The sequence below is a fragment of the Nocardioides sp. Bht2 genome (assembly GCF_047308515.1).
In the GTDB taxonomy this organism is placed as follows: Bacteria; Actinomycetota; Actinomycetes; order Propionibacteriales; family Nocardioidaceae; genus Nocardioides.
Window position 1 is genome coordinate 140,514 of the sequence record NZ_JBLBWI010000007.1, and the last position, 20,153, is coordinate 160,666.

20 protein-coding genes are annotated in these 20,153 nt (G+C 68.3%); 2 read left to right on the forward strand and 18 right to left on the reverse strand.

The window, feature by feature from the left end; translation table 11 throughout:
- Positions 1-4: 4 nt before the first annotated feature.
- The gene (locus ACLM5J_RS11630; RefSeq protein ID WP_082748240.1) at positions 5-172 is read right to left on the reverse strand and encodes a DUF3117 domain-containing protein; all 168 of its coding nucleotides are present in this window, start codon (positions 170-172) and stop codon (positions 5-7) included.
- Positions 173-352: 180 nt separating this feature from the next.
- Between ACLM5J_RS11630 and ACLM5J_RS11635 the strand changes: the two genes are divergently transcribed.
- Positions 353-1,354, forward strand: coding sequence for a diguanylate cyclase domain-containing protein (locus ACLM5J_RS11635; protein WP_413656574.1), 1,002 nt, complete (start codon positions 353-355; stop codon positions 1,352-1,354).
- On the opposite strand, the gene ACLM5J_RS11640 is transcribed toward ACLM5J_RS11635, so the two are convergent.
- The 14 genes from ACLM5J_RS11640 to ACLM5J_RS11705 all read right to left on the reverse strand — a co-directional run bounded on the left by ACLM5J_RS11640 (position 1,292) and on the right by ACLM5J_RS11705 (position 15,746).
- Positions 1,292-2,095, reverse strand: a complete 804-nt coding sequence (locus ACLM5J_RS11640; protein WP_413656575.1) for a M14 family zinc carboxypeptidase — start codon at positions 2,093-2,095, stop codon at positions 1,292-1,294. The two genes, ACLM5J_RS11635 and ACLM5J_RS11640, sit on opposite strands and share 63 nt — an antisense overlap.
- A 1-nt stretch (position 2,096) precedes the next feature.
- Positions 2,097-2,522 (reverse strand): hypothetical protein, encoded by a 426-nt coding sequence (locus ACLM5J_RS11645; RefSeq protein ID WP_413656576.1) that lies wholly within the window; start codon positions 2,520-2,522, stop codon positions 2,097-2,099.
- Positions 2,523-2,536: 14 nt separating this feature from the next.
- On the reverse strand, positions 2,537-2,824 hold the full coding sequence (locus tag ACLM5J_RS11650) for a DivIVA domain-containing protein (RefSeq protein WP_413656577.1): 288 nt from the start codon (positions 2,822-2,824) through the stop codon (positions 2,537-2,539).
- An 8-nt stretch (positions 2,825-2,832) separates the two neighbouring features.
- Positions 2,833-3,558: a TIGR00730 family Rossman fold protein gene (locus tag ACLM5J_RS11655; RefSeq protein ID WP_413656597.1), complete on the reverse strand. Its 726-nt coding sequence runs from the start codon at positions 3,556-3,558 to the stop codon at positions 2,833-2,835.
- Positions 3,559-3,593: 35 nt separating this feature from the next.
- Positions 3,594-4,700, reverse strand: coding sequence for a succinyl-diaminopimelate desuccinylase (gene dapE, locus ACLM5J_RS11660; RefSeq protein ID WP_413656578.1), 1,107 nt, complete (start codon positions 4,698-4,700; stop codon positions 3,594-3,596).
- Positions 4,697-6,112 carry an amidohydrolase family protein gene (locus tag ACLM5J_RS11665; protein ID WP_413656579.1) on the reverse strand — a complete coding sequence of 472 codons (1,416 nt, stop codon included), beginning with the start codon at positions 6,110-6,112 and terminating at the stop codon, positions 4,697-4,699. Before ACLM5J_RS11665 ends, dapE begins: the two co-directional genes overlap by 4 nt.
- Complete coding sequence (locus ACLM5J_RS11670; RefSeq protein ID WP_413656580.1) at positions 6,109-7,386, reverse strand: CoA transferase; 1,278 nt, start codon at positions 7,384-7,386, stop codon at positions 6,109-6,111. Before ACLM5J_RS11670 ends, ACLM5J_RS11665 begins: the two co-directional genes overlap by 4 nt.
- Positions 7,373-8,410 (reverse strand): enoyl-CoA hydratase/isomerase family protein, encoded by a 1,038-nt coding sequence (locus ACLM5J_RS11675; RefSeq protein WP_413656581.1) that lies wholly within the window; start codon positions 8,408-8,410, stop codon positions 7,373-7,375. The genes ACLM5J_RS11670 and ACLM5J_RS11675 overlap by 14 nt, the downstream gene beginning before the upstream one ends.
- A gap of 84 nt (positions 8,411-8,494) precedes the next feature.
- On the reverse strand, positions 8,495-9,895 hold the full coding sequence (locus ACLM5J_RS11680) for an amidase (RefSeq protein WP_413656582.1): 1,401 nt from the start codon (positions 9,893-9,895) through the stop codon (positions 8,495-8,497).
- A gap of 10 nt (positions 9,896-9,905) precedes the next feature.
- Entirely contained in the window at positions 9,906-10,895 is a 990-nt protein-coding gene (locus ACLM5J_RS11685; RefSeq protein WP_413656583.1) for an ABC transporter ATP-binding protein, read from the reverse strand.
- 2 nt (positions 10,896-10,897) lie between these two features.
- Positions 10,898-11,929: an ABC transporter ATP-binding protein gene (locus ACLM5J_RS11690; protein ID WP_413656584.1), complete on the reverse strand. Its 1,032-nt coding sequence runs from the start codon at positions 11,927-11,929 to the stop codon at positions 10,898-10,900.
- Positions 11,926-13,017, reverse strand: a complete 1,092-nt coding sequence (locus ACLM5J_RS11695; RefSeq protein ID WP_413656585.1) for an ABC transporter permease — start codon at positions 13,015-13,017, stop codon at positions 11,926-11,928. The genes ACLM5J_RS11690 and ACLM5J_RS11695 overlap by 4 nt, the downstream gene beginning before the upstream one ends.
- Positions 13,004-13,957, reverse strand: a complete 954-nt coding sequence (locus ACLM5J_RS11700) for an ABC transporter permease (protein WP_413656586.1) — start codon at positions 13,955-13,957, stop codon at positions 13,004-13,006. The genes ACLM5J_RS11695 and ACLM5J_RS11700 overlap by 14 nt, the downstream gene beginning before the upstream one ends.
- Positions 13,958-14,072: 115 nt before the next feature.
- Positions 14,073-15,746 (reverse strand): class I adenylate-forming enzyme family protein, encoded by a 1,674-nt coding sequence (locus ACLM5J_RS11705; protein ID WP_413656587.1) that lies wholly within the window; start codon positions 15,744-15,746, stop codon positions 14,073-14,075.
- A 179-nt stretch (positions 15,747-15,925) separates the two neighbouring features.
- Between ACLM5J_RS11705 and ACLM5J_RS11710 the strand changes: the two genes are divergently transcribed.
- Entirely contained in the window at positions 15,926-16,687 is a 762-nt protein-coding gene (locus tag ACLM5J_RS11710; protein WP_413656588.1) for an SDR family NAD(P)-dependent oxidoreductase, read from the forward strand.
- A gap of 126 nt (positions 16,688-16,813) precedes the next feature.
- Here the strand turns inward: ACLM5J_RS11710 and ACLM5J_RS11715 are convergent, their stop codons facing one another.
- From ACLM5J_RS11715 to ACLM5J_RS11725, 3 genes are all read right to left on the reverse strand, one after another.
- The gene (locus ACLM5J_RS11715; protein ID WP_413656589.1) at positions 16,814-18,181 is read right to left on the reverse strand and encodes an HNH endonuclease signature motif containing protein; all 1,368 of its coding nucleotides are present in this window, start codon (positions 18,179-18,181) and stop codon (positions 16,814-16,816) included.
- A gap of 254 nt (positions 18,182-18,435) precedes the next feature.
- Positions 18,436-19,200: an SDR family oxidoreductase gene (locus ACLM5J_RS11720; RefSeq protein ID WP_413656590.1), complete on the reverse strand. Its 765-nt coding sequence runs from the start codon at positions 19,198-19,200 to the stop codon at positions 18,436-18,438.
- Positions 19,201-19,220: 20 nt separating this feature from the next.
- Positions 19,221-19,844 (reverse strand): TetR family transcriptional regulator, encoded by a 624-nt coding sequence (locus ACLM5J_RS11725; RefSeq protein ID WP_413656591.1) that lies wholly within the window; start codon positions 19,842-19,844, stop codon positions 19,221-19,223.
- Positions 19,845-20,153 lie beyond the last annotated feature (309 nt).

The following is a 20,153-nucleotide window of genomic DNA, read 5'->3' on the forward strand; positions in this document are numbered from 1 at the left end:
GACGTCAGCCGACGACGCCCTTGAGGGCGTCTCCGAGCGCCGTCGCTTCCTCGGCGTTCAGCTCGACAACGAGTCGGCCACCACCTTCGAGCGGGACGCGCATTACGATTCCGCGACCTTCCTTGGTGACCTCCAGCGGACCGTCACCCGTCCGCGGCTTCATTGCCGCCATCCGCACACCTCTTCCGTTTGGATCCTCGGACCGCGCCTTGTGACACAGCCCGCACCACCCATTATCCCAGATGAACGCGATCCGCGGTGCAACCCCCGCAAGGTGCCGTCGGTTCAGTGGCCCAGACACGTCGCCACTACCGATGGCCGGGCATGATGTGGGGTGTCGGAAGGAGCATCGATGAGCCACGTGGTTACCCCGGCGACCGATGGTGCGACCCTGTTCGCCAGGTCCGCCCAGGAGGTTGTCAGCTACCTGACCCGGACCACCCGTCTGCCCAGTTGGTCGGTGTCGCGGCTGGCCGACACCCAGCAGGTCCATCTCCATGCGGACGGCTCGGGGCTGTTACTGCCAGGGATGCAGGTCGCGTGGCAGGACACCTTCTGTCGCCGGATGGTCGGTGGTGCCGCGAACGTGGTGCGGGACTCGACCCTGGATCCGAACTACAGCGACCTGCCCGACGTCCCGGCGATCCGTGCCTATGCCGGTACTCCCCTGGCCGCGCCCGATGGCGAACTCTTCGGCGTGCTCTGCGGAGTCAGCGATCAACCGCTCTCCGACGAGCAGTCCCTCGACGCCGATCTGCTCCGACTCTTCGGGGATCTGCTGGCCGCGCAGTTGGTCACCTCCAGGCGGCTCGACCTCGCGGTCAGTGATGCCCGCATCGCACAGGGCAGCGCCGAGACCGACGCCCTGACCGGACTGCTGAATCGGCGTGGGTGGGATCTGGCGATGGCCGAGGCCCAGGCCCGGGTGGACTCCTACGGCGACCGGGTCGGCGTCGCGGTGCTCGATCTCGATGGGCTCAAGACGATCAACGACGAGGACGGACACGCCGCCGGCGACGCCCTGCTGCGCCGGGCCGCGCAGGTGCTCTCCGGTTCGGTGCGGAGCACCGACCGGTTGGCCCGCTACGGCGGCGACGAGTTCACCCTGATCCTCAACGAGGCGACGGACGCCCAACGCGAGAAGCGGGTCAACGAACTGGTGGCCGCGCTGGCAGCCGCCGGCATCGCGGCCTCCGCTGGTTCGTCCGCGGCCCGGCCCAGCGATTTCGGCCTGGTCGAGGCGTTCGGTGCAGCCGATGCGGCGATGTACCGCAGCAAGCGCTCCCGTCGCTCAGCGCGCGACGCGGCGAGCGCCGACGGCCCGGAGCAGGCCGCGGGCAGCCTTTCCCCGTAACGTCTTCGTCGCCGGGCGCGCACCGTACTCGACGGTGATCGCAGCACCGTCGAAGTTGTGGTTGTACCAACCGGTCATCGTGCCGTGGCAGACACCGCCGCAGACGAAAGCCTTGCGCGGCAACCCCAACTTCCGGGCCAGCCGACGCGCGAAGCCGGGCTTCTTGGTGTCGGTGTCGACGCCGTGCAACGGCTGGTGGAAGCTGACCAACCGGTCGGGTTCGACACGGCGCAGGAACTTCATCAGCGCCCGGGTCTCCGGCTCGGAGGCAGGCTTCTTCCCGGAGTAGTAACTGCCGCTCAACCGCTTCCAGGCATAGGGATAGTTCCGGTTGAGGTCGACGCCGGCCGCGTTCTTGCGGACCCGGCGCTTGAGGCCGTCCGGATTCAGCACGGGGACCAGCCACATGTCGACGCCGCGGATCGGCCGCCCATCGCGCAAGGCGTAGAGGATCTGGCGGGTATGCGGTTCGTTGCCGTGCATGGTGGAGAGCAGCACCACCTTGCGTTTCGCCTCCGGATCACCGACCCGCCAGGCGATGATCGCGCGACCTCGGCGGGAGTGGCCGATCACCCGGCGTTCGACGACGGCGGGGCGGGCCCGCTCGCCCGCCTGCGATGACCGTGCCGGCGCAACGCTGCTTGCAGCAGGGCCAGGCCCGGCCGCGACGGCCTGGCTCGGCGCCATCGTCACCGCCAACGCACAGACGACTCCCGCCGTCAGTGCCCTGGCGCCGCGCATCTCAGACCTTGGAGATCAGATAGGCGTAGGTGAAGAAGGTGACCCCGAACAGCATCCCCAGATGGGCCAGCAACGACAGGCCGGGCCCCGAGCCCCAGGAGTCGGTGACGGCCTCGGCCGCGCGCTTGCCGCGCGACGGCATCCAGCGCACCAGGATCATCAGGCCGGCCACCACGGTGATCCAGAACAACGCCAGCGCGAAGATCCCGATCTGCGAATCCCCGGTGCCGTCGCCGCGGCCGGTGAAGAGGAAGACGGTCCAGGTCGCCACCGCAGCCAAGCCCGCCACCGTGTGCACGTTGAGCGCACCACGCGAGGTCTGGAGCCGACCCGCAGAGGGCTTGCTTCCAGCGAGGCGAAGCCGGGTAAGGACCACCACCACCAACGCGAGTGGGGTGAGGCCGTAGACGATCCAGGGCAGTTCCACGGGTCGAGTCTGCCTTACCCGCGCGGAGTTTCGTCAACGATGCCAGGGATCGGCTTCGGGCTCGTCGCTTCCAACTGGGTCGCCAGTCGCGCCAGCAACGCGTCCACCTCGTCCATCCGGTAGCCGCGGACGGCGGTACTGAACCGCACCTCCCGCAACTCCTGGCCGGTGATCGGTGTATCCGCCTCCAACGCCAGCGGAGGTCGGTCGGGGGTGACCTCGCGCATCGGCGCCCCCTTCCCGGAAGCGACGACGGCGATGGCGCCGAGTGCCAGCACGGCGAGTGCTGCAAAGAACCACATCATCTCGATCACTCCGGTCGGTGCGGGGTCACTCCAGGGCTACGGCCTTCGCGAGCCGCCACCATCACCTCGACGGCGTGGTCGAGGTCGTCGGTGACGGTGATCAGGTCGAGGTCGGCCTCCGACAGCTTGCCTTCGGCGAGCACGGTGTCACGCAACCATTGGAGCAGACCGGTCCAGTAGGAGGTGCCGATCAGGACTACCGGGAACGACGTCACCTTGCGGGTCTGGACCAGGGTGAGAGCTTCGAAGAGCTCGTCGAGCGTGCCCAGGCCGCCGGGCATCACGATGAAGCCCTGCGAGTACTTCACGAACATCGTCTTGCGGGCGAAGAAGTACCGGAAGTTGATCCCCATGTCGACCCACTGGTTGAGCCCCGCCTCGAAGGGCAGCTCGATACCGAGGCCGACGCTGACCCCGCCCGCTTCGCTGGCGCCCTTGTTGGCCGCCTCCATCGCGCCGGGGCCGCCACCGGTGATCACCGCGAAGCCGACCTTGGTCAGCTTCGCGCCGAGCTCCTCGGCCTGTCCGTACGAGGGATTGTCGACCGGCGTCCGCGCCGAACCGAAGACCGCGATCGCCGGGCCCAGCTCGGCCAGCGCTCCGAAGCCCTCCACGAACTCGGACTGAATCCTGAGCACCCGCCATGGGTCGGTGTGGACCCAGTCGGTGGAGCCACGCGAGTCCAGCAGACGCTGATCGGTGGTGGAGTCCTCGACCTGGTTACGGCGCATCAACACCGGGCCGCGGCGGCGGTTACGGGGTTCCTTCACGACAGCTCCTCACCTTCGGATCGACCAGACGGGGTCGACTCGCTGAGCCAACTCCGCAGGACCTGTTCACAACGGATGATCTGTTCCACCGGCACGTGCTCGTCCTGCTTGTGCGCCAGGATCGGGTCGCCGGGGCCGAAGTTGACGGCCGGGATGTCGAGAGCGGAGAACCGGGCCACGTCGGTCCATCCGAACTTCGGGTTGACCGGTCCGTCGACGCGTTCTACGAAGGCGGCGGCGGCCGGGATCGCCAAGCCAGGAAGGGCTCCCGGCGCGCTGTCGGTGATCCGGACGTCGTAGCCGGTGAAGAACTCCCGCAGGAACGCCTCGGCGTCGGCCTCGGTCCGGTCGGGGGCGAACCGGTAGTTGACCGTCACCACACACTCGTCGGGAATCACGTTGCCGGCAACGCCTCCGCTGATGAAGACCGCATTCAGGCCCTCGCGGTAGGTCAGCGTATCGATCTCCACCTGCCGCGGCTGGTGCGCGTTGAGCCGGGCCAGGATCTCGCCCGCGTCGTGGATCGCGTTGTGCCCCATCCACGAACGCGCACTGTGCGCCCGCTCGCCGGCCGTTCGGACCTCCACCCGCATGGTGCCCTGGCAGCCCGCCTCGACCCCCGCGTTCGAGGGCTCCATCAGGATCGCGAAATCGGCGGCCAGCAGGTGCGGATCGCTCTGCGTCAACAGGTTCAGCCCGTTGAACCGGGCCTCGATCTCCTCGGCCTCGTAGAAGACCCAGGTGACGTCCCGGTTCGGCGTCGGCAGCTCGACGGCGAGTTTGAGCGCGACCGCGACGCCGCCCTTCATGTCGCAGCTGCCCAGTCCCCACAGCAGACCGTCGACCAGCCGGGCCGGCAGGTTGTCGTTGAGCGGCACCGTGTCCAGGTGACCGGCGATCACGACACGTTCGGCATGGCCCTGGTTGGTCCGGGCCACGATCGTGTGCCCGCGCCTGATCACCTCGAGGTGCTCGTGCCCACGCAGCACCTCCTCGACGGCGTCCGCGATCTGCTGCTCGTTGCGGCTGACCGACTCGATGTCGACCAGTTGACGGGTCAGCTCCACCACATCGGTGCTCGGGTCCAGCTTGGGCGCGCTCATGACTCCATCCAACCAGCCGCAGGTTGGGAAACGTCGGCGCCCACGGTGCCGCGGACCGACGAACAGGTTGGCGCACGCAGTACCTCGGCCAACGGGGCCCGAAGCAGGGTCAGGTCGGCGATCATGCCGACCTCGATCCGGCGCGGGGTGCCGCCAGGGTCGGACGGCGGGGTCAGGTAGCCCGACAGAGCCACCGCCGCATTCACCCGTTCGTCACTGCCCAGCACACGACCGGCCTCGGTGAGTCGCTCCGTTGCGCTGGCCATCACCTGCCAGGGGTCGAGGAGGCCGAAGGGAGCGTCGCTGGAACATGCGACCGGGATCCCTGCTGCGAGCAGCCGGGCGACCGGGTACAGCGCCGCCAGGTCGGCCGGGTCCACCTCTGTTCGGTACCGCTCGCCGCGAGTAGTCAGGAAGCCTGGCTGGGTGACCACGCGTACCCCGAACCGAGCCAACTCGGGCTCGACTCCGTATGGGACCACGGAGGCATGCTCCACCCGATCCCCCGGCAACGGCCCAGCTGCCTCCAGCGCGGCGAGGGTGAGCAGCAACGACTCGGCGGTCACACAGTGCACGGCGACCGGACGTTTCGCCTGATGATGCTGACGGATCAACTCAGTGAGCTCGTCCAGATCGGGGAGATCGTGGTCGTGCAGCAGGAGCTTGGCCGGACCCACCTCGATGCCCGGGAACTCGGTGGCTCCGGTGGCTCCGGTGGCTCCGGTGGCGAGGCTGGTGATCCGGACCGGCAGGACGCCGGTCACCGCCGCGTTGCTCAACAGCTGCAGGGCATCGGCGTCCAGATCCGGGGTGGCGTCGGTGACGCCGGTGATGCCGAAACTCCGGAGCCGACGGCCGACCGCTGCCAATGCGGGAGCGCGACGCGGCAGTACGGGCGCCAGCCTGCTGTCGTAGCGCCACAACCGCCCGGTGGGTTCACCGTGAGCGTCCCGTTCCACATCGCCGCTCTCGTCCAGGGCCGCGGCGACGCGGTCCAGAGCGGGGGTGTTCAGCACCCAGAGCGCACCACTGCGGTGCTGGATCCGCACCGGGCGCTTCGGCTCCAGACTGTCCAGAACATGGCGATCCAACGGTCCGAGGACGGAGGCGTCGTAACCGATCCCCCGTACCCAGTCGTCGCCCTGATCCGCAGCACGGAGCGCTACCCCCAGGCTTGCCAGGTCGGGGCTGCCCGCACAGTCGAGGGAGGTCAGCGCCGCCGCGAACGAGAGCAGGTGCAGGTGATGGTCGTGCAAGCCGGGGATGAGCGCTCCGCCGTCACCGTCGACGATCAGTTCCGCGTCGGCCGGCACCGCTCGACCGGGTGGTCGGATCGCGGCGACTCTTCCCCGGCGAATGGCGACGTCGACGGACTCGCCGCGGACCTCGACATTGCGCAGCCAGAGGGTCATCGGAGCAACCTAGCGGTATCCGCGCCGAGTGCCCCAGCGACGCCATCGCCCTGTCGCGGTTGGGGATCCTCGATGCGCAACGGGGTGTCAGCACCCTCGATCCACCAATCGCCATCCGTGCGCCTCACCAGGTGCTCAGGCGCTTGTGGAGCTCGCTCCAACGCAGCTCGAGCGCACGACCACAAGGACACCTCCTGCACGGTCGTCCGCTCCTGGGTGAGCGCTTCCGCTGCTACCGCGGCCGCTCTCACCCCCGTCAACGGATCGGCGATCGCGTCACCGACCGGCGCGGGCACCCCGTCGGCGTCGCGGATGAGAAGGCCGGCGTCCACCGCCACCACGTCGTCCCCGAAACCGACAGCGTCACTGGCCCTGCCGTAAGCGGTGATCGACAACCATCGCGTGCCGCGAGCAGCGGCTTGATCTGCGTCGATCCCCAGACCAGCAAGCGCTCTGGGCCTCGACGCCTCGATAACCAGATCGGCACGTGCGACCCATCCGGCCAAGATCTCCCGACCTTCGGTGCTCGCGAAATCAACGGCCAGCATCTCCTTGCCGGCGTTGAGCAGATCGAAGAACGGCGCCGACCCGCGTCGGGCTCCGTCCGGCCGATTCGACGCTTCCACCTTGATCACCCGGGCGCCGATGCGGCGCAACAGGTCAGCGCACAGAGGTCCGGCCCACAGCGAGGAGAAGTCCAGCACCAGCGGCCGTTCGACCACCTCACCACGACCCACCTCGGTGACCTCACGCGCAGGTGGCGGCTCGGCAACCACTCCGCTCGCTGGAACCGCGGCGACCGGCAGCCCCAACATCCGAGCCCGCTCCACCGCCTCGGTCAACCCGATCCCGGCTCCCCAGTCGGCCAGCGCACGCCAACACCGTTCCAGGTCCGGCTGGCCAGCGACCCACTCTGCCATCGCCGCCGACTCCGTCAGCGCCGGCAACAACTCCACGTCGCTGGGACGCGCCAACGACAGGCCCAGGTGGCCGTCGCGGACGGCAACGACTCGAAAAGCTCCTCCGGCCGAGCTCGGTGCTTGGCGCCGCAGGCCGAGCATCGCCGCACGTTCGGTGAGCAGCCGGGGCCCTGGCAGCGCGGGCGCGACGCCGGTCCGGCGCTGGGCGGCGTCCGCGATCATGGCCAGGCCGTCCGCAACCAGGCCGAACGGATCGCCAGGGCCGATCGCCGGTGGACCTGCGGCCGAGCCGGTCAGCGCGGCTAGGCCGCTCCCGGCCCACCCCGCGAGCACATCGACATCATTGGACGTCATCGACCAGGCCCCAGTCCAGGGCCGTCGTCGCATCGACCCGGGCCCCAGTCAGCACCATCCACGCGGTGCGAGCGGTGCCGATCCGTCGCGCCACGCTGACTGTTCCGCCGGCCCCCGGAACCAGCCCCATCCCCAACTCAGGCAGGCAGAACCACGCGTCCGGGGTGGCGATCAAGTCGCGAGCGAACGCCGCCAACTCGATCCCCGCGCCGACGCAGGCTCCATGCACGTCGATCCGCGTCCGGTCCGCGATCTGGTGCAGCGCGGCCGCCACGCTGCGACCTAGCCGCGCGCGGTACGCCGCCATCGGATCGGCAGCTGTACCGAACTCGGAGAGGTCTCCCCCGGCGCAGAAGGAGGGACCGTTGCCCAGGACTTCGACCGCGGTGATCGACGGGTCGAGGATCGGTAGCCGGAACGCATCCAACAGGGCGTCGCGCAGGGTATGCCCGAAAGCGTTGCGGCGACCGGGGTCGTTCAGAGTCAGTCGCAGAGTGTTCTTGATCCGCTCGACCTGGAGCACCTCCGACGAGGTGCCCGGTCGACGCTGCGGTGCTGCGGCCAACCAGCGTCCGAACTCCGGGCCGGCCAACAACGCCGAGTAGGCGGCGGCCTCGGCGACCAGCCCGGTCGGGACCGGGACCACCGCGGTGGTCCGGAGCAGCCCATGCAGGGCCAGCGCCGCGTCGGGATTCGCCCGCACTCCAGCGAGCACCGGCGCCACCTCCCCGGCCACCCACCGATCCCCCGGAGCTTCGGGCGCCAAGGTCAATGTCAACCGGTCAAGGACCGGTGCAGCGATCTCCGGGACCGGGTTCGCGGACGCCCCGATCAGGACCGGTGTGACGCCGTCCAGCAGTGCGCAGAGTTCCTCGACCAGATCCTCGGTCCACTCGACATCGTCGAGATCGACCAGGAGGGCTGCGGGCCTGGCCGAGGCGTCGGCGGCAAGATCCAGCAGCGGGCCGTTCACCAGGTGCCCGGCCAGCTCGTCGGCTCGCGCGTAGTCGACTGCGGTATTCATCGAGGCCATCTCTATCAGAGGACGATCCGGGGATGCCGAACGGCCGGTCCCCTTCTCGGGGACCGGCCGTTTCGGCGTTTCAGATCAGGGTGCGACCAGCGGCCACGGACGGGCCGCCTCGACCTGCGCGGAGAGCGAGAGCAGCTTGCCCTCGTCGCCGAGTCGGCCGATCACCTGGACACCGATCGGCAGGCCGTCGACGTCCTTGGTCCACGGCAGCGAGACGCCGGGCTGACCGGTGGTGTTGAAGATGCCGGTCATCGCCGAGTAGTCGCCGGCACGCTCCCACATCGCCATCGGGTTCGAGGTGTCGAGCACGCCGAGCTTGGGCACCCGCTTGGCGATGGTCGGCGTCAGCACGAAGTCGAGACCGGCGAACATCTGGGCGACCTGCCAGCTGGTGACCTGGAGCCCGTTGAGGGCGTTGGCGTAGTCGACCGCACCGATGGTGCCGCGGTAGTGGTCGTACATCATCCGGGTGAACGGCTCGAGGTCGTCGTCGTTGAGCTCGCGGCCGAGCTCGGCCAGGCGGCTGTCCACCTGCGACAGCAGGCTGACGCCCATCACCACGCCGAACGCGCCCATGTGCTGTTCGGGGTTGTAGGTCCACGAGACCGGGACGATCTCGTGACCGAGGCCGGTCAGGAACGCGGCTGCGTCCTCGGCAGCGGCGGCGCACTCGGCGTCCACCTCGCCGCCGTCGGCACGATCGGTGACCAGGCCGATCCGGAGCTTGCCGGGCTCGCGGCCCATCTGCTCCACGAAGCTCGCCTCGGGGCCGGGCGCACCGATCAGGTCGCCGTCCAACGGCTGACCGACGATGTCCAGCAGCAGCGCGGAGTCGCGCACCGAGCGGGTCAACGCGTGGTTGATGCCCAGCGGGTAACCCATCACGCTGGGCACCGGCGCCGCCGAGACCCGGCCACGCGAGGGCTTGAGGCCGAAGAGACCACACATCGACGACGGGATCCGGATCGAGCCGCCGCCGTCGTTGCCGTGGGCGACCGGCACGATGCCTGCCGCGACGGCACCTGCTGCGCCACCGCTGGAGCCGCCGGTGGAGTGGGTCGGCGCCCACGGGTTGCGGCTCGGCCCGTGGGCCAGCGGCTCGGTGCTCGCGTTCTTGCCGAGCTCGGGGCTGTTGCTCATCCCCAGGATCACCAGGCCCGCGGCCTTGTACCGCGCCACCATGGCGCTGTCCTCGGTCTGCAGGTCGCTCGCCCAGAGCCGGCTGCCACGCGTGGTAGGCAGACCGGCCACGTTCATCCCGAGGTCCTTGATCACGGTGGGCACACCGGTCAGCGGCCCAGCCGGAAGGCCGGCGTCGACGTCGGCCAACGCCTGCTCGAAGCGGTCGGCGACCAACAGGTTCAGGTCACTGTGCTTCTCGAAGCCGGCGATCGCCTGCTCAACGACCTCTCGCGCGCTGACCTCACCCGAGGCGATCGCCTCTGCGGTCGCGATCGCATCCAACGGCTGATTCATCAAGACTCCCTCAGACTTCGACGTTATGGCAGGCCACGAACTGGCCGGGGCGCATCTCACGTAGCTGCGGCTCTTCGACGGCGCACTGTTCGGTGGCCAATGGGCAGCGGGTCCGGAACCGGCATCCGCTCGGCGGGTTCAGCGGCGACGGCAGCTCGACCGCCTTCACCGCACCCGAAGCCGGCGCCTCCAGCGAGTCGGACGCACTGGGCACCGAGGTCAGCAGCAACCGCGTATACGGGTGCAGCGCCAGGTTCTCCATCCCCGCGCTGGGGATCACCTCACAGGTCTTCCCCAGGTACATCACCATCACCCGGTCGCTGATGTTCTTCACCACGGCCACGTCGTGGGCGATGAAGATCATGCTCAGGTCGTACCGGTCGCGGGTCTCCTCCAGCAGGTTGAGCACCTGCGCCTGCACCGAGACGTCGAGGCTCGAGACCGGCTCGTCACAGATCAGCACGTCGGGGTCCATCGCCAGCGAACGGGCGATGCAGACCCGCTGGCACTGACCGCCGGAGAGCTCGTGCGGACGACGGTCACGGACCACGTCCGGGTCGAGCCCGACGGAGCGCAGCAGGTCGTCGACGAACCCAGCACGGTCCTTGCCATCGAAGCCCCAGATCTCCAGGCCTTCGGCGACCAGATCCTTGACCTTGCGGCGCGGGTTCAGCGCCGAGACCGGGTCCTGCATGATCATCTGCATCTTGGCCCGCGCCTCACGCATCGCCTTCGGCTTCAGGCTGGTCAGCTCGACGTCGCCGAGGCGGACCGTGCCCGAGGTCGGCGACGGCAGCTGCATCAGGGCACGCCCGGCGCTGGACTTGCCACAGCCGGACTCCCCCAGGATGCCCAGCGTTTCGCGCGGCAGCAGGTCGATGCTCAGGTCAGAGACCGCGTGCACGGTGCCACCGGAGACCGGGAACTCCACGACCAGGTTCTCAACCGTGAGGGACCGCTGGTCGTCGGAGCGCAGGTGTGCGATTCCACTTCCGGCCATGGTCAGCTCACTTCCATTCGGTGTGCTCCAGCGCTCTGGAGCGGGTGATGACAGGCGACGCCTCGGCCTTCCGAGCCGGGGACCGAGACCAGCAGCGGCAACTGCGTGGTGCAGGTCGCGTCGGCGAACGTGCACCGCGGCGCGAACCGGCAACCAGCCGGCGGACGGGCCATGTCCGGCGGGCTGCCCTCGATGGCACGCAGGATGGTGTGCGGCTCGTTCTCGATCTGCGGGATCGAGGCCAGCAGGGCGTCGGTGTACGGGTGCTGTGCGGCGTCGAAGACCTCGCGGGTGTTGCCCTGCTCGACCGTGCGGCCGGCATACATCACCTGGACCCGGTCGGTCCGTCCGGCGATCGCCCCCAGGTCGTGGCTGACCAGGATCGTGGCCATGTCGCGCTCCGCGGTGAGCGAACCGAGCAGGTCGAGGATCTGCTTCTGCACCGTGACGTCGAGCGCCGTGGTCGGCTCGTCGGCGATCAGCAGGCGCGGGTCGCAGGCCAGCGCCATCGCGATCACCACACGCTGCCGCATACCGCCCGACATCTCGTGCGGGTACTGCTTCATCCGCCGTGCGGGCTCCGGGATGCCGACCTGCTTGAGCAGTTCGATGGCCTGCTCGGTGGCCTCCTTGCTGGAGCACTTCAGGTGGTAGCGCAAGGTTTCGGTGAGGTGCACACCGACCCGCTTGACCGGGTTGAGCGACGTCATCGGGTCCTGGAAGACCATCGCGACCTCGGTGCCCCACAGCTTGCGCCGCGCGGCCCGCTTCATGCCGTGCACGTCGTGGCCGGCCAGGGTGACCTTGCCGGTGATGGTGGTCCGCGAGTCGTTGGAGATCAGACCCATCAGGGTCCGACCCAACACCGACTTGCCGGAGCCGGACTCGCCGACCAGGCCCAGGGTCTCGCCCGGACGCAGGGTCAGGGAGACGCCGTCGACGGCGCGGACGTCGCCACGCGGGGTGTGGAAGACGGTGCGGAGGTCCTCGGCGACCAGGATCGGCGCCTTCTTGGACGTGGTCTCAGTACTCACAGCTTGGCACTCCTCGGGTCCCAGCGCTTCTGCACCTTCTCGCCAATCAGGTTGAACGAGAAGACGGTCAGGAACAAGCACAGGCCGGGCACGATAACGATGAAGGGATGTTCTTCCATCACGCCGCTCTCACCCTCGGCGATCATGTTGCCCCAGGTCGGCTCCGGAGCCTGGATACCCAGGCCCAGGTAGGAGAGCGACGCCTCGGCCACGATCAGCATGGAGACCATCACCACGCCCATCGAGAGCACCGGCAGCAGCACGTTCGGCAGCAGCTCCTTGCTGAGCAGGCGCCAGCGGGTGGCACCCATCGAGCGGGCCGCGAGGACGAACTCACGCTGTGCGAAGGTGATCGTGTTGGCGCGAGCCACCCGGATCATGCTGGGGATCGTCAACAGCGACAGGGCGATCGACAGGTTCCGCATGTTCGGGTCGAGCACGGTGCCCAGAGCGATCAGCAGGACCAGCGGCGGCACAGCAAGCAGCGCGTTGGCGAAGATGCCGATCACGCGGTCGGTGGCCTTGCCGAAGAAGCCGGCGACCATACCGACCAGGCCGCCGATCGTCATTCCGATCAGGATCGCGAAGAGCGAGACGGTCAGCGAGGTGCGGGCACCGTAGACCGCGCGGGCCAGCAGGTCCAGGCCGTAGTTGTTGGTACCGAGCGGGTACTCCGAGCCCAGGCTCGGGCTGGCGAAGATCGGCGCCGAGAGGCCGGCCGCGGAGTCGTTGTGGTTGCCCAGGGGCAGCCACGGGGCAAGGGCGGCGGCGGCCAGCAGCAGGACCAGCCAGGTCGCACCCAGACCGAAGACGACGTCGACCTTGCGGCCACGGATGCCTTCAGCGGTACGACCGAGGCCGGCGATGGCGAGGAAGACACCGACGACCATCAGCAGCACCTTGACCAAGGTGACCAGCAGGCCGGTGCTCAGGCCGAAGCCGATGAGGCCCAGACCGATCACCAGCATAGGGATACCGGTCAGCAGCAGGCTCTTGCGGCTCGCCTTGGCGGTGGTGAACTGCGACTCCGGCGTCGGAGCGCTCAGCACCTCGACGGTGCTTGCGGGGGTCAGGTCAGGCTCGGGCACGGCGCGTCCTCGGGTCGAGATAGCCATAGGAGAGGTCGATGAGGGCGTTGCTGATCACATAGATGATCGCGATCAACAAGACGGCGCCCTGCACGATCGGGAAGTTGCCGGTGCTGGCGGACTCGATGATGAGTCGGCCCATACCGGGCAACGAGAACAGGTACTCCACGATCACGGTGGAGCCGATCAGACGGCCCAGGCTGATACCGATCACCGTGACCAGCGAGAACGACGAGGGACGCAGTGCGTCGCTGAACATGATCCGCAGCGGCGGCATGCCCTTGGCGCGCGCGGCGAGGATGTAGTCCTCGTGCAGCGTGGTCACCAGGTCGTTGCGCAAGATGCGGGTATACATCGCCAACTCCATCAACGCGATGGTGAGCGCGGGTAGCAGGAGGTGGCTGATGTTGCCGCTCAGGCTCTCGCTGGGGCGCACCCAACCGGTTCGGGGGAACCAGCCGAGCGAGTTGACCAGGACCGCGATCAGCACCAGACCGACCAGGAAGGACGGCAGGGAGAGCAGGCCGAAGGTGGCGGCGCCGATGACTCGGTCGATCCGGCCGCCTTCGTTGTAGGCCGACCACATGGCCAGCGGGACGGAGACCAGCAGGGCCAGCACCAGGGCGGTGCCTGCCAGCTGGACGCTCACGGGGAGGGCGTCCAGAAGGCGGTCCCAGACCGGCATGATCGGGGGCACGAGAGAGTCGCCCAGGTCACCCCGGAGCACTCCTCCCAGCCAGTCGAAGTAGCGAGTGAACAGGGGGTCGTTCAACCCCATCTGGTCCCGCAGCGCGGCGTACTCCTCGGGTGGACGCCCCTCACCGAGCACAGCGACCGCAGGGTCACCGGGCACCAGCGAGAGCAAGGCGAACACTCCGAAGCTCACCAGCAGCAGGACCGCGATCAGCTCGAGGATCCTCAGCACGAATTGGCGCAACACAGTCAAAATCTCTCATCGGGAAAGATGGCGGAATGTGATCTGTCCCACTCACCGGAAGAGGTGAGCGGGAACCGCGTCCGAGCCATCGGGACTCGGACGCGACTTGCTCATCTCCTCAGACGGAGACCGCGGTACGGATGACCTTCCCGGTGGCGTTGCGGGGCAAGGGCTGCTCCGCGATCCGCCAGTGGGAAGGCACCTTGTAGTGCGCCAGTCGCTCTGCGGTGTGACCGCGTAGCTCCTGCTCGAAAGCTTCGCGATCGGCGGTGGCCGACGCCTTCGGGACGACGACTGCAGCCACTTCCTGACCGAGGTCGTTGTGCGCGACGCCGATCACCAGTACCTCGGCGACGTCGGGGTGTTCGCTGATCACGCCTTCGACCTCAGCCGGGTAGACGTTCTCGCCACCGCGAATGATCAGGTCGGAGCGGCGGCTGGAGAGCCGGACCCGGCCCTGCTCGTCGAGTACGCCGAGGTCGCCGGTCCGCAGCCACCGGTCGGGAGTGAAGGCGGCTTCGGTGGCCTCGGGGTTGTTCCAGTAACCGAGCATCGTGTAGGCGCTGCGGGTGTAGATCTCGCCCTCTTCGCCGACCGGGAGCGTGTTGCCCGTGGCGTCGCGGATCTCCAGCTCGACGCCGATGTTGGGCCGGCCCAGGGTGCCGGGGGCCTGCGCCAGGTCGACCGGGGTGGCGACGGCGATCGCGGTGCAGGTCTCGGTCATCCCGTAGGAGTCGACGAGCGCGCTGGCGAACGGAAGCTTCTCCCGCAGCTGCTGCTTGAACTGCGGCGACGACGGAGCTGAGGCCAACGAGAACGCGGCCAGGCTCGAGGTGTCGTAGTCGTTGATGCCGTCGAAGTTCAGCAGACGGTTCGCCATCGTGGGCACTGCGCCCCAGTTGGTGACCTTGGCGTCCTGGACCAACTTGAGCACCGCGCCGGGCTCGAAGGCACCCAGGTGGATCGCCACCGTCGAGCCGATCGAGAGGCAGGCGACGGCGATGTTGTGCAGGCTGCCGATGTGGAACAGCGGCATCGCCATCAGGTGGACCTTCTCCTGGGCCGGCACCGGGTCGCCGAATGCCGCGGAGAGCGCGCCGGAGTAGGCCAGGAACGAGGCCACGCTGGCGAGGTTGCGGTGCGAGTGCACGGCGCCCTTGGGGTGGCCCGAGGTGCCGGAGGTGTAGAGGATGACGGCCGGGTCGTCCTCGGCCACGTCGGCCGACGGCAGCGCCGCGTCCGGGTAGGCGGTGGCGAGGCGCTTGATGTCGGCGTCGACGTCAAGGACCGGGATCTCGACGTCGAGCTCCGCCAACTGCGCGAGGCGCTTGGTGTCGGCGAAGATCAGCTTGGGGGTGGTGTGCTCGAGGCCGTACTCGATCTCCCGCGGGGACCACCAGGCGTTGTAGCCGACGGCGATGGCGCCGATCGACACGGTCGCCCAGAACGCCTGGACCCAGCCGACGTTGTTGGCCGAGGCGATGGCGACGCGGTCGCCCTTCTCGATGCCGTACTCCTCGCGCAGCGCCTGCGCGATGGAGGAGACCCGACGCGCGTGCTCGGCGAAGCTGATCGACTCGTCGCGGGTGACGAGGTAGGTGCGGTCGCCCTGCTCGGCGGAGCGGGCAACGATCTCGTGCAGCGCGCGGTGGCGGTTCACGAAGACCGGAACCTCGGTGCCGAGGACCTCTGCGGGGGCCATCTCGAAGGGAGCGCCCGGGCCGGTCAGTCCCGCGATCACTTTCTGCGCAGCCAGCTGAGCAGCGAGTGCCGGGTCGGTCGTGGTCTCCATCGGTAAGTTCCTCCCGTAGGTGCAGGTGTGCTGGTTCGGCAACCCCCAGTGCCGAGTAGCGAGTATGTGGCGCGGCTCACCGGCGATGCGGGCTCATTCCCAATCACCGGGAAGACGATGCAGCCCAGGTCACACTCTCCAACACACTTGCGCAACATCCGTACTTATCAGGAGGAGAAATGAGCGCATTGCAGGGCAACGTCGCCCTGGTCACCGGCGCGGGGCAGGGCGTAGGGCAGGGTATCGCCCTGGCGCTGGCCACCGAGGGTGTCGACGTTGCGGTCGTCGGCCGCACCGTTGCCAAGCTGGAGGCGACCTGCGACCTGTTGCGCGAGCGCGGCGTCCGCGCGCAGCCGTACGCGCTCGACGTGCTGAAGACCGAGAGCATCGCTCCGCTGGTCGACCAGGTGGCCGCTGACATGGGCCGCCTGGACATCCTGGTGAACAACGCCTACTCGGGCAACTACGGCAAGCTCCTCGACATCGACCTGAAGAGCTTCACCAAGGGCTACGTCTCCGGCCCGTTCGCTGCCTTCGAGTTCATGAAGGCCGCGCACCCGCACATGGTCGCTGCCGGCGGTGGCTCGATCATCAACCTGGTGACCTCCGCGATGGTCCGCTGGGACCTCTCCACCTACGGGTCGTACGCCTCGGCGAAGTCCGCGCTGCGCTCGCTGAGCCGCACCGCCGCCGTCGAGTGGGCACCGGACGGTATCCGGGTGAACAGCGTCGCCCCGCACGCGCTCTCCCCCGGTCTGAAGTGGTGGACCGAGAACAACCCCGAGGAGGCCGAGGAGTTCGTCGCGGCGATCCCGATGAAGTACATCGGTGACCCCGAGACCGACATCGGCCGCGCCGTGGTCGCGCTCTGCGGCCCGGACATGCGCTACCTGACCGGCGCCACCGTGCCGCTCGACGGCGGCCAGGCCCACTTCGGCTGAGCCAGCCTCACCCGAACAGCCCGCCTCCCCTCGGGGACGGCGGGCTGTTGCGTTCTCGAGGCGCGCCGCTGCCTCCGGTGACCGTGTGGTTCCGGAGGAGCGGGCTCGCATGGTGTTCGCTTGGCGTTAGTCGAGGCCGATGGTGCCGAGGGTGGTGACCAGCCAGGTTTGTCCGCGGTGGTCGGTCCAGAGGTAGTTGCCGTCTCGGGTGCGTTGGTAGCGCCAGCGGCCGTGGGTCTTGGCGAGGTGATGACGCCTGCAGAGTGGGGCCAGATTCTCGGGCGTGGTTTGGCCCGGTGGCCCGGTGTCGTCGTAGGCGGTGATGTGGTCGAGGTCCGCATCGGCCGAAGACCGGGTGCAGTGCGGGAAGACGCAATGCGGGTCGCGCTGACGGACCTGCTCGGCCATCCAGGCGGGTGGGTCGTGCCGGTCCACGGAACCGGTGCGGTTCAGGTCGATCACCGGGGTGATGGTGGCGATGGAGCCGTGGCGCTTGAGCCAGTCGGTGAGTTGCTCGACGAGCACCGGGCCGAGCTTGTCGGCGTCGGCGAGCGCGAGGTCGTCGGTGCCGAAGAGATCCACGAGCGTGGTGTGCACGAAGACCCGCAGACCGCGCCGAGCCGTCGAAGCCGGGGAATGATCTCGACAAGCTCGATCAACGGAACCCCGGTGGTCGAGCTTGTCGAGACCTCCAAAGTCGAGCGTGTCTTGCGCCTCGGCGATCGAGCCGAGCGCCTTCGCCTTCCGCTGCCCGAGCGTGTCGGCATCTCCAGCGCGGCGGAGCTTTTCGGCTTCTTCGCAGACCCGGTCGTGGAACCGGGCCAGGTCGAGCGAGCCGCCGACCACGTCCAACGTGGAGGTACCAGAGGCGGTGCCTTCCGGGCCGTGCTTATGAGTGAGCGTGACGTCCCAGTCGGCCTTCGAGAGCGGGCCGGTCTTGTCGCGGATCAACTCGGGGTGGAACTTGGCGACCGCCATCGCCAGCGTGCGTTCGATGGTCGGCCAGCCGTACCGTTCTCCGGCAGCGAGCTGGGTATCGAACCAGGCAGCGGCTTCAGCGGAGAGCTTCCTGGTCAGCTCCGCGACCCGGCGCGCTTTCCACCCCGGCACCTCCAACAGCTCGACCTTCGCCCAGAGCCGCGGGAGCCGGTGGTGCAGATCCAGGGCATCCGCGAGCAGGCTCATCGCCCCCTGGCGGGTGAGGTTCGCGGCGACCGCGAACTCCTCAGCCGCGAACGCCGCAACCGCCGGCGTACCGGCGCCGCCCAGCACATCGTCCAACTCCAACGACGCCAACGCCGGGTCGTCCGACCACGAAGCCGCAGCGCCGCCGTCCACCACCGGGTTCAACACGCACCACTGGTGAGCCAACCGCAGCTGCCGACGTACTGCTTTCAACGCACGAACGTGATCCTGCGAGACCATGCCCAGCAAGCAGCCCGCATCGAGGTCAGTGACCTCATACGGAGTATGCGTGGCGTCGATCTCGATCATGAAAACAGTCCATCACGACCCTCCGACACATTGGACGAACCAGCGAACCGCAGCATTCAGCCAGAAACCCGGTCCCTGAGAAACGGGTACTGGCTGGCCACACGGCTGTTCACCGAACCTTCCACGCAAGGCGCGATCCCCTGGCGACCACCGACAGCGAGGACTGCCGCCGGCAGGATGTCTGGGCTGGAACGACACGAGGCCCGGACCGTCGAGCGGTCCAGGCCTCATGCTGCGGCAACGCCGCAGACGACTCAGAAGTGGTCGGCCGGGCGGAGGGTCACCTCGGCGCCGGAGTCCACGAAGATCGTCTGACCGGTCATGTTGGTGTTCTCCGCGGCCACCAGCCACAGCAGTGCGTGGCCGATCGCCTCGGCCGACGCGTAGCCACCCAACGGCGACGGGACGGCGGCGTCCATGATCGCCTTCATCTTGGGGTCGGCGATCAGCGCGTCGGTCATCGGCGACAGCACGACGCCGGGGGCGATCGCGTTCATCGGGACGCCGGCGCCGGCGAAGGCCGGGGTGCCCGCGTTGCGACGCATCCACTGCACCAGCGCGAACTTGGTGGAGGGGTAGATCGACTCGGGGCGCTTGACCTGGCCAGCGGCCTCGACAGCACCTTCCTCGTCGCCCGCCAGCAAGGCGTCGACGATGCCGGGAACCGTCGGCTGGGTGGCCGAGATCGAGGCGACCAGAGCGACCCGCCCGTTCGACGCCGTCAGCGCGGGCAGCAGGCCCTCAACGAGCTCGGTGGTGCCGAAGTAGTTGACGTTGACCTGGGTGGTCGAGTTGTTGCTCAGACCTGCGCAGGTGATCAGACCGTCGACCTGACCGCCGGTCACTTCGAGGATCTTCGCGACGGCGTCGGCGCGGCCCTGCGGAGTCGACAGGTCCGCGATGACCTCGACGTCCTTGAGGTCGACCCCAATCGCCTCGTCACCACGCGCACGCAGCAGCGCGACGGTCGCCGCCCCGATGCCCGATGCCGCTCCGGTGACCACAATCTTGCGACTCATCAGTTCTCCATTCGATTCCGCTACAGAGGGAGTTCAGGGGTGAGGTCATAGGTAGGCCCCAGCAGAAGGCGCGCGGACAGTCGGATGTCGTCCTCGCACTCCTCGAAGGTGATCACGTCGTTCAGAACCGACACTAGGACGCCGTACCAAGCCTGTTCGATCAGTCGCACGAGGCGCTGATCCTGCGGGTTCGGGTCCGTCAGGTTCAAGGCCCGATACAGGACCACGTGGAAGGCACGACTCGCCATGCTGCCCTCACGCCCGACACTCAACTGAGCCGAGTTGTTGGCATGCAACATCGCGGTGGCGAGCAGGGGCCGCTCCAGCAGTTTGCGGCTCGCCTCGACCAGGACGTCGGCCACTGCCTCGGACGGCAGCCGTCCGGCGGTGATCGCGGGCGCCGCAGCGAGGTTGTGGACCTGGCTGTTCATCAGTCCGACGAACAGGTCGTTCTTCGACGGGAAGTAGCGATACAACGTGGCAATGGCGACGCCTGCCTCCTTGGCCACGTCGTTCATCTGCATCCGGTCCGAGCCGTGTTCCGAACCCAAGCGAGCAGCGGCACGCAGGATCCGCGCATACCGCTCCTTCTGCTCCGCCGACACCGGCTGAGCAGGCTCACGGTTCTCCGCGATCCGAGCCACCTCGACCCCACTCCTCTCTCCAGAACTCCATGCCCGACACATCTGTGTTTCGGGTCACAAGGAGAAGTGTGACGATCCTGTCCCACCAGCCACACGCCGACCTACCGCTGAGTGGGATTCTCAGGCGGCCCACTCAGCAGTCCCGGCCAGACTCACACGTTAAGTAGGAGCAGTCCAGGGAAAGGTGCGTCATGACCACGAGCAAGAACGATTCCGAGGTCCGTTACATCGAGAACGACTCACTGCCGACCCGCTTCGCGCGTGGCTGGCACTGCATCGGTCTCGAGCGTGACCTGGCCGACGGCAAGC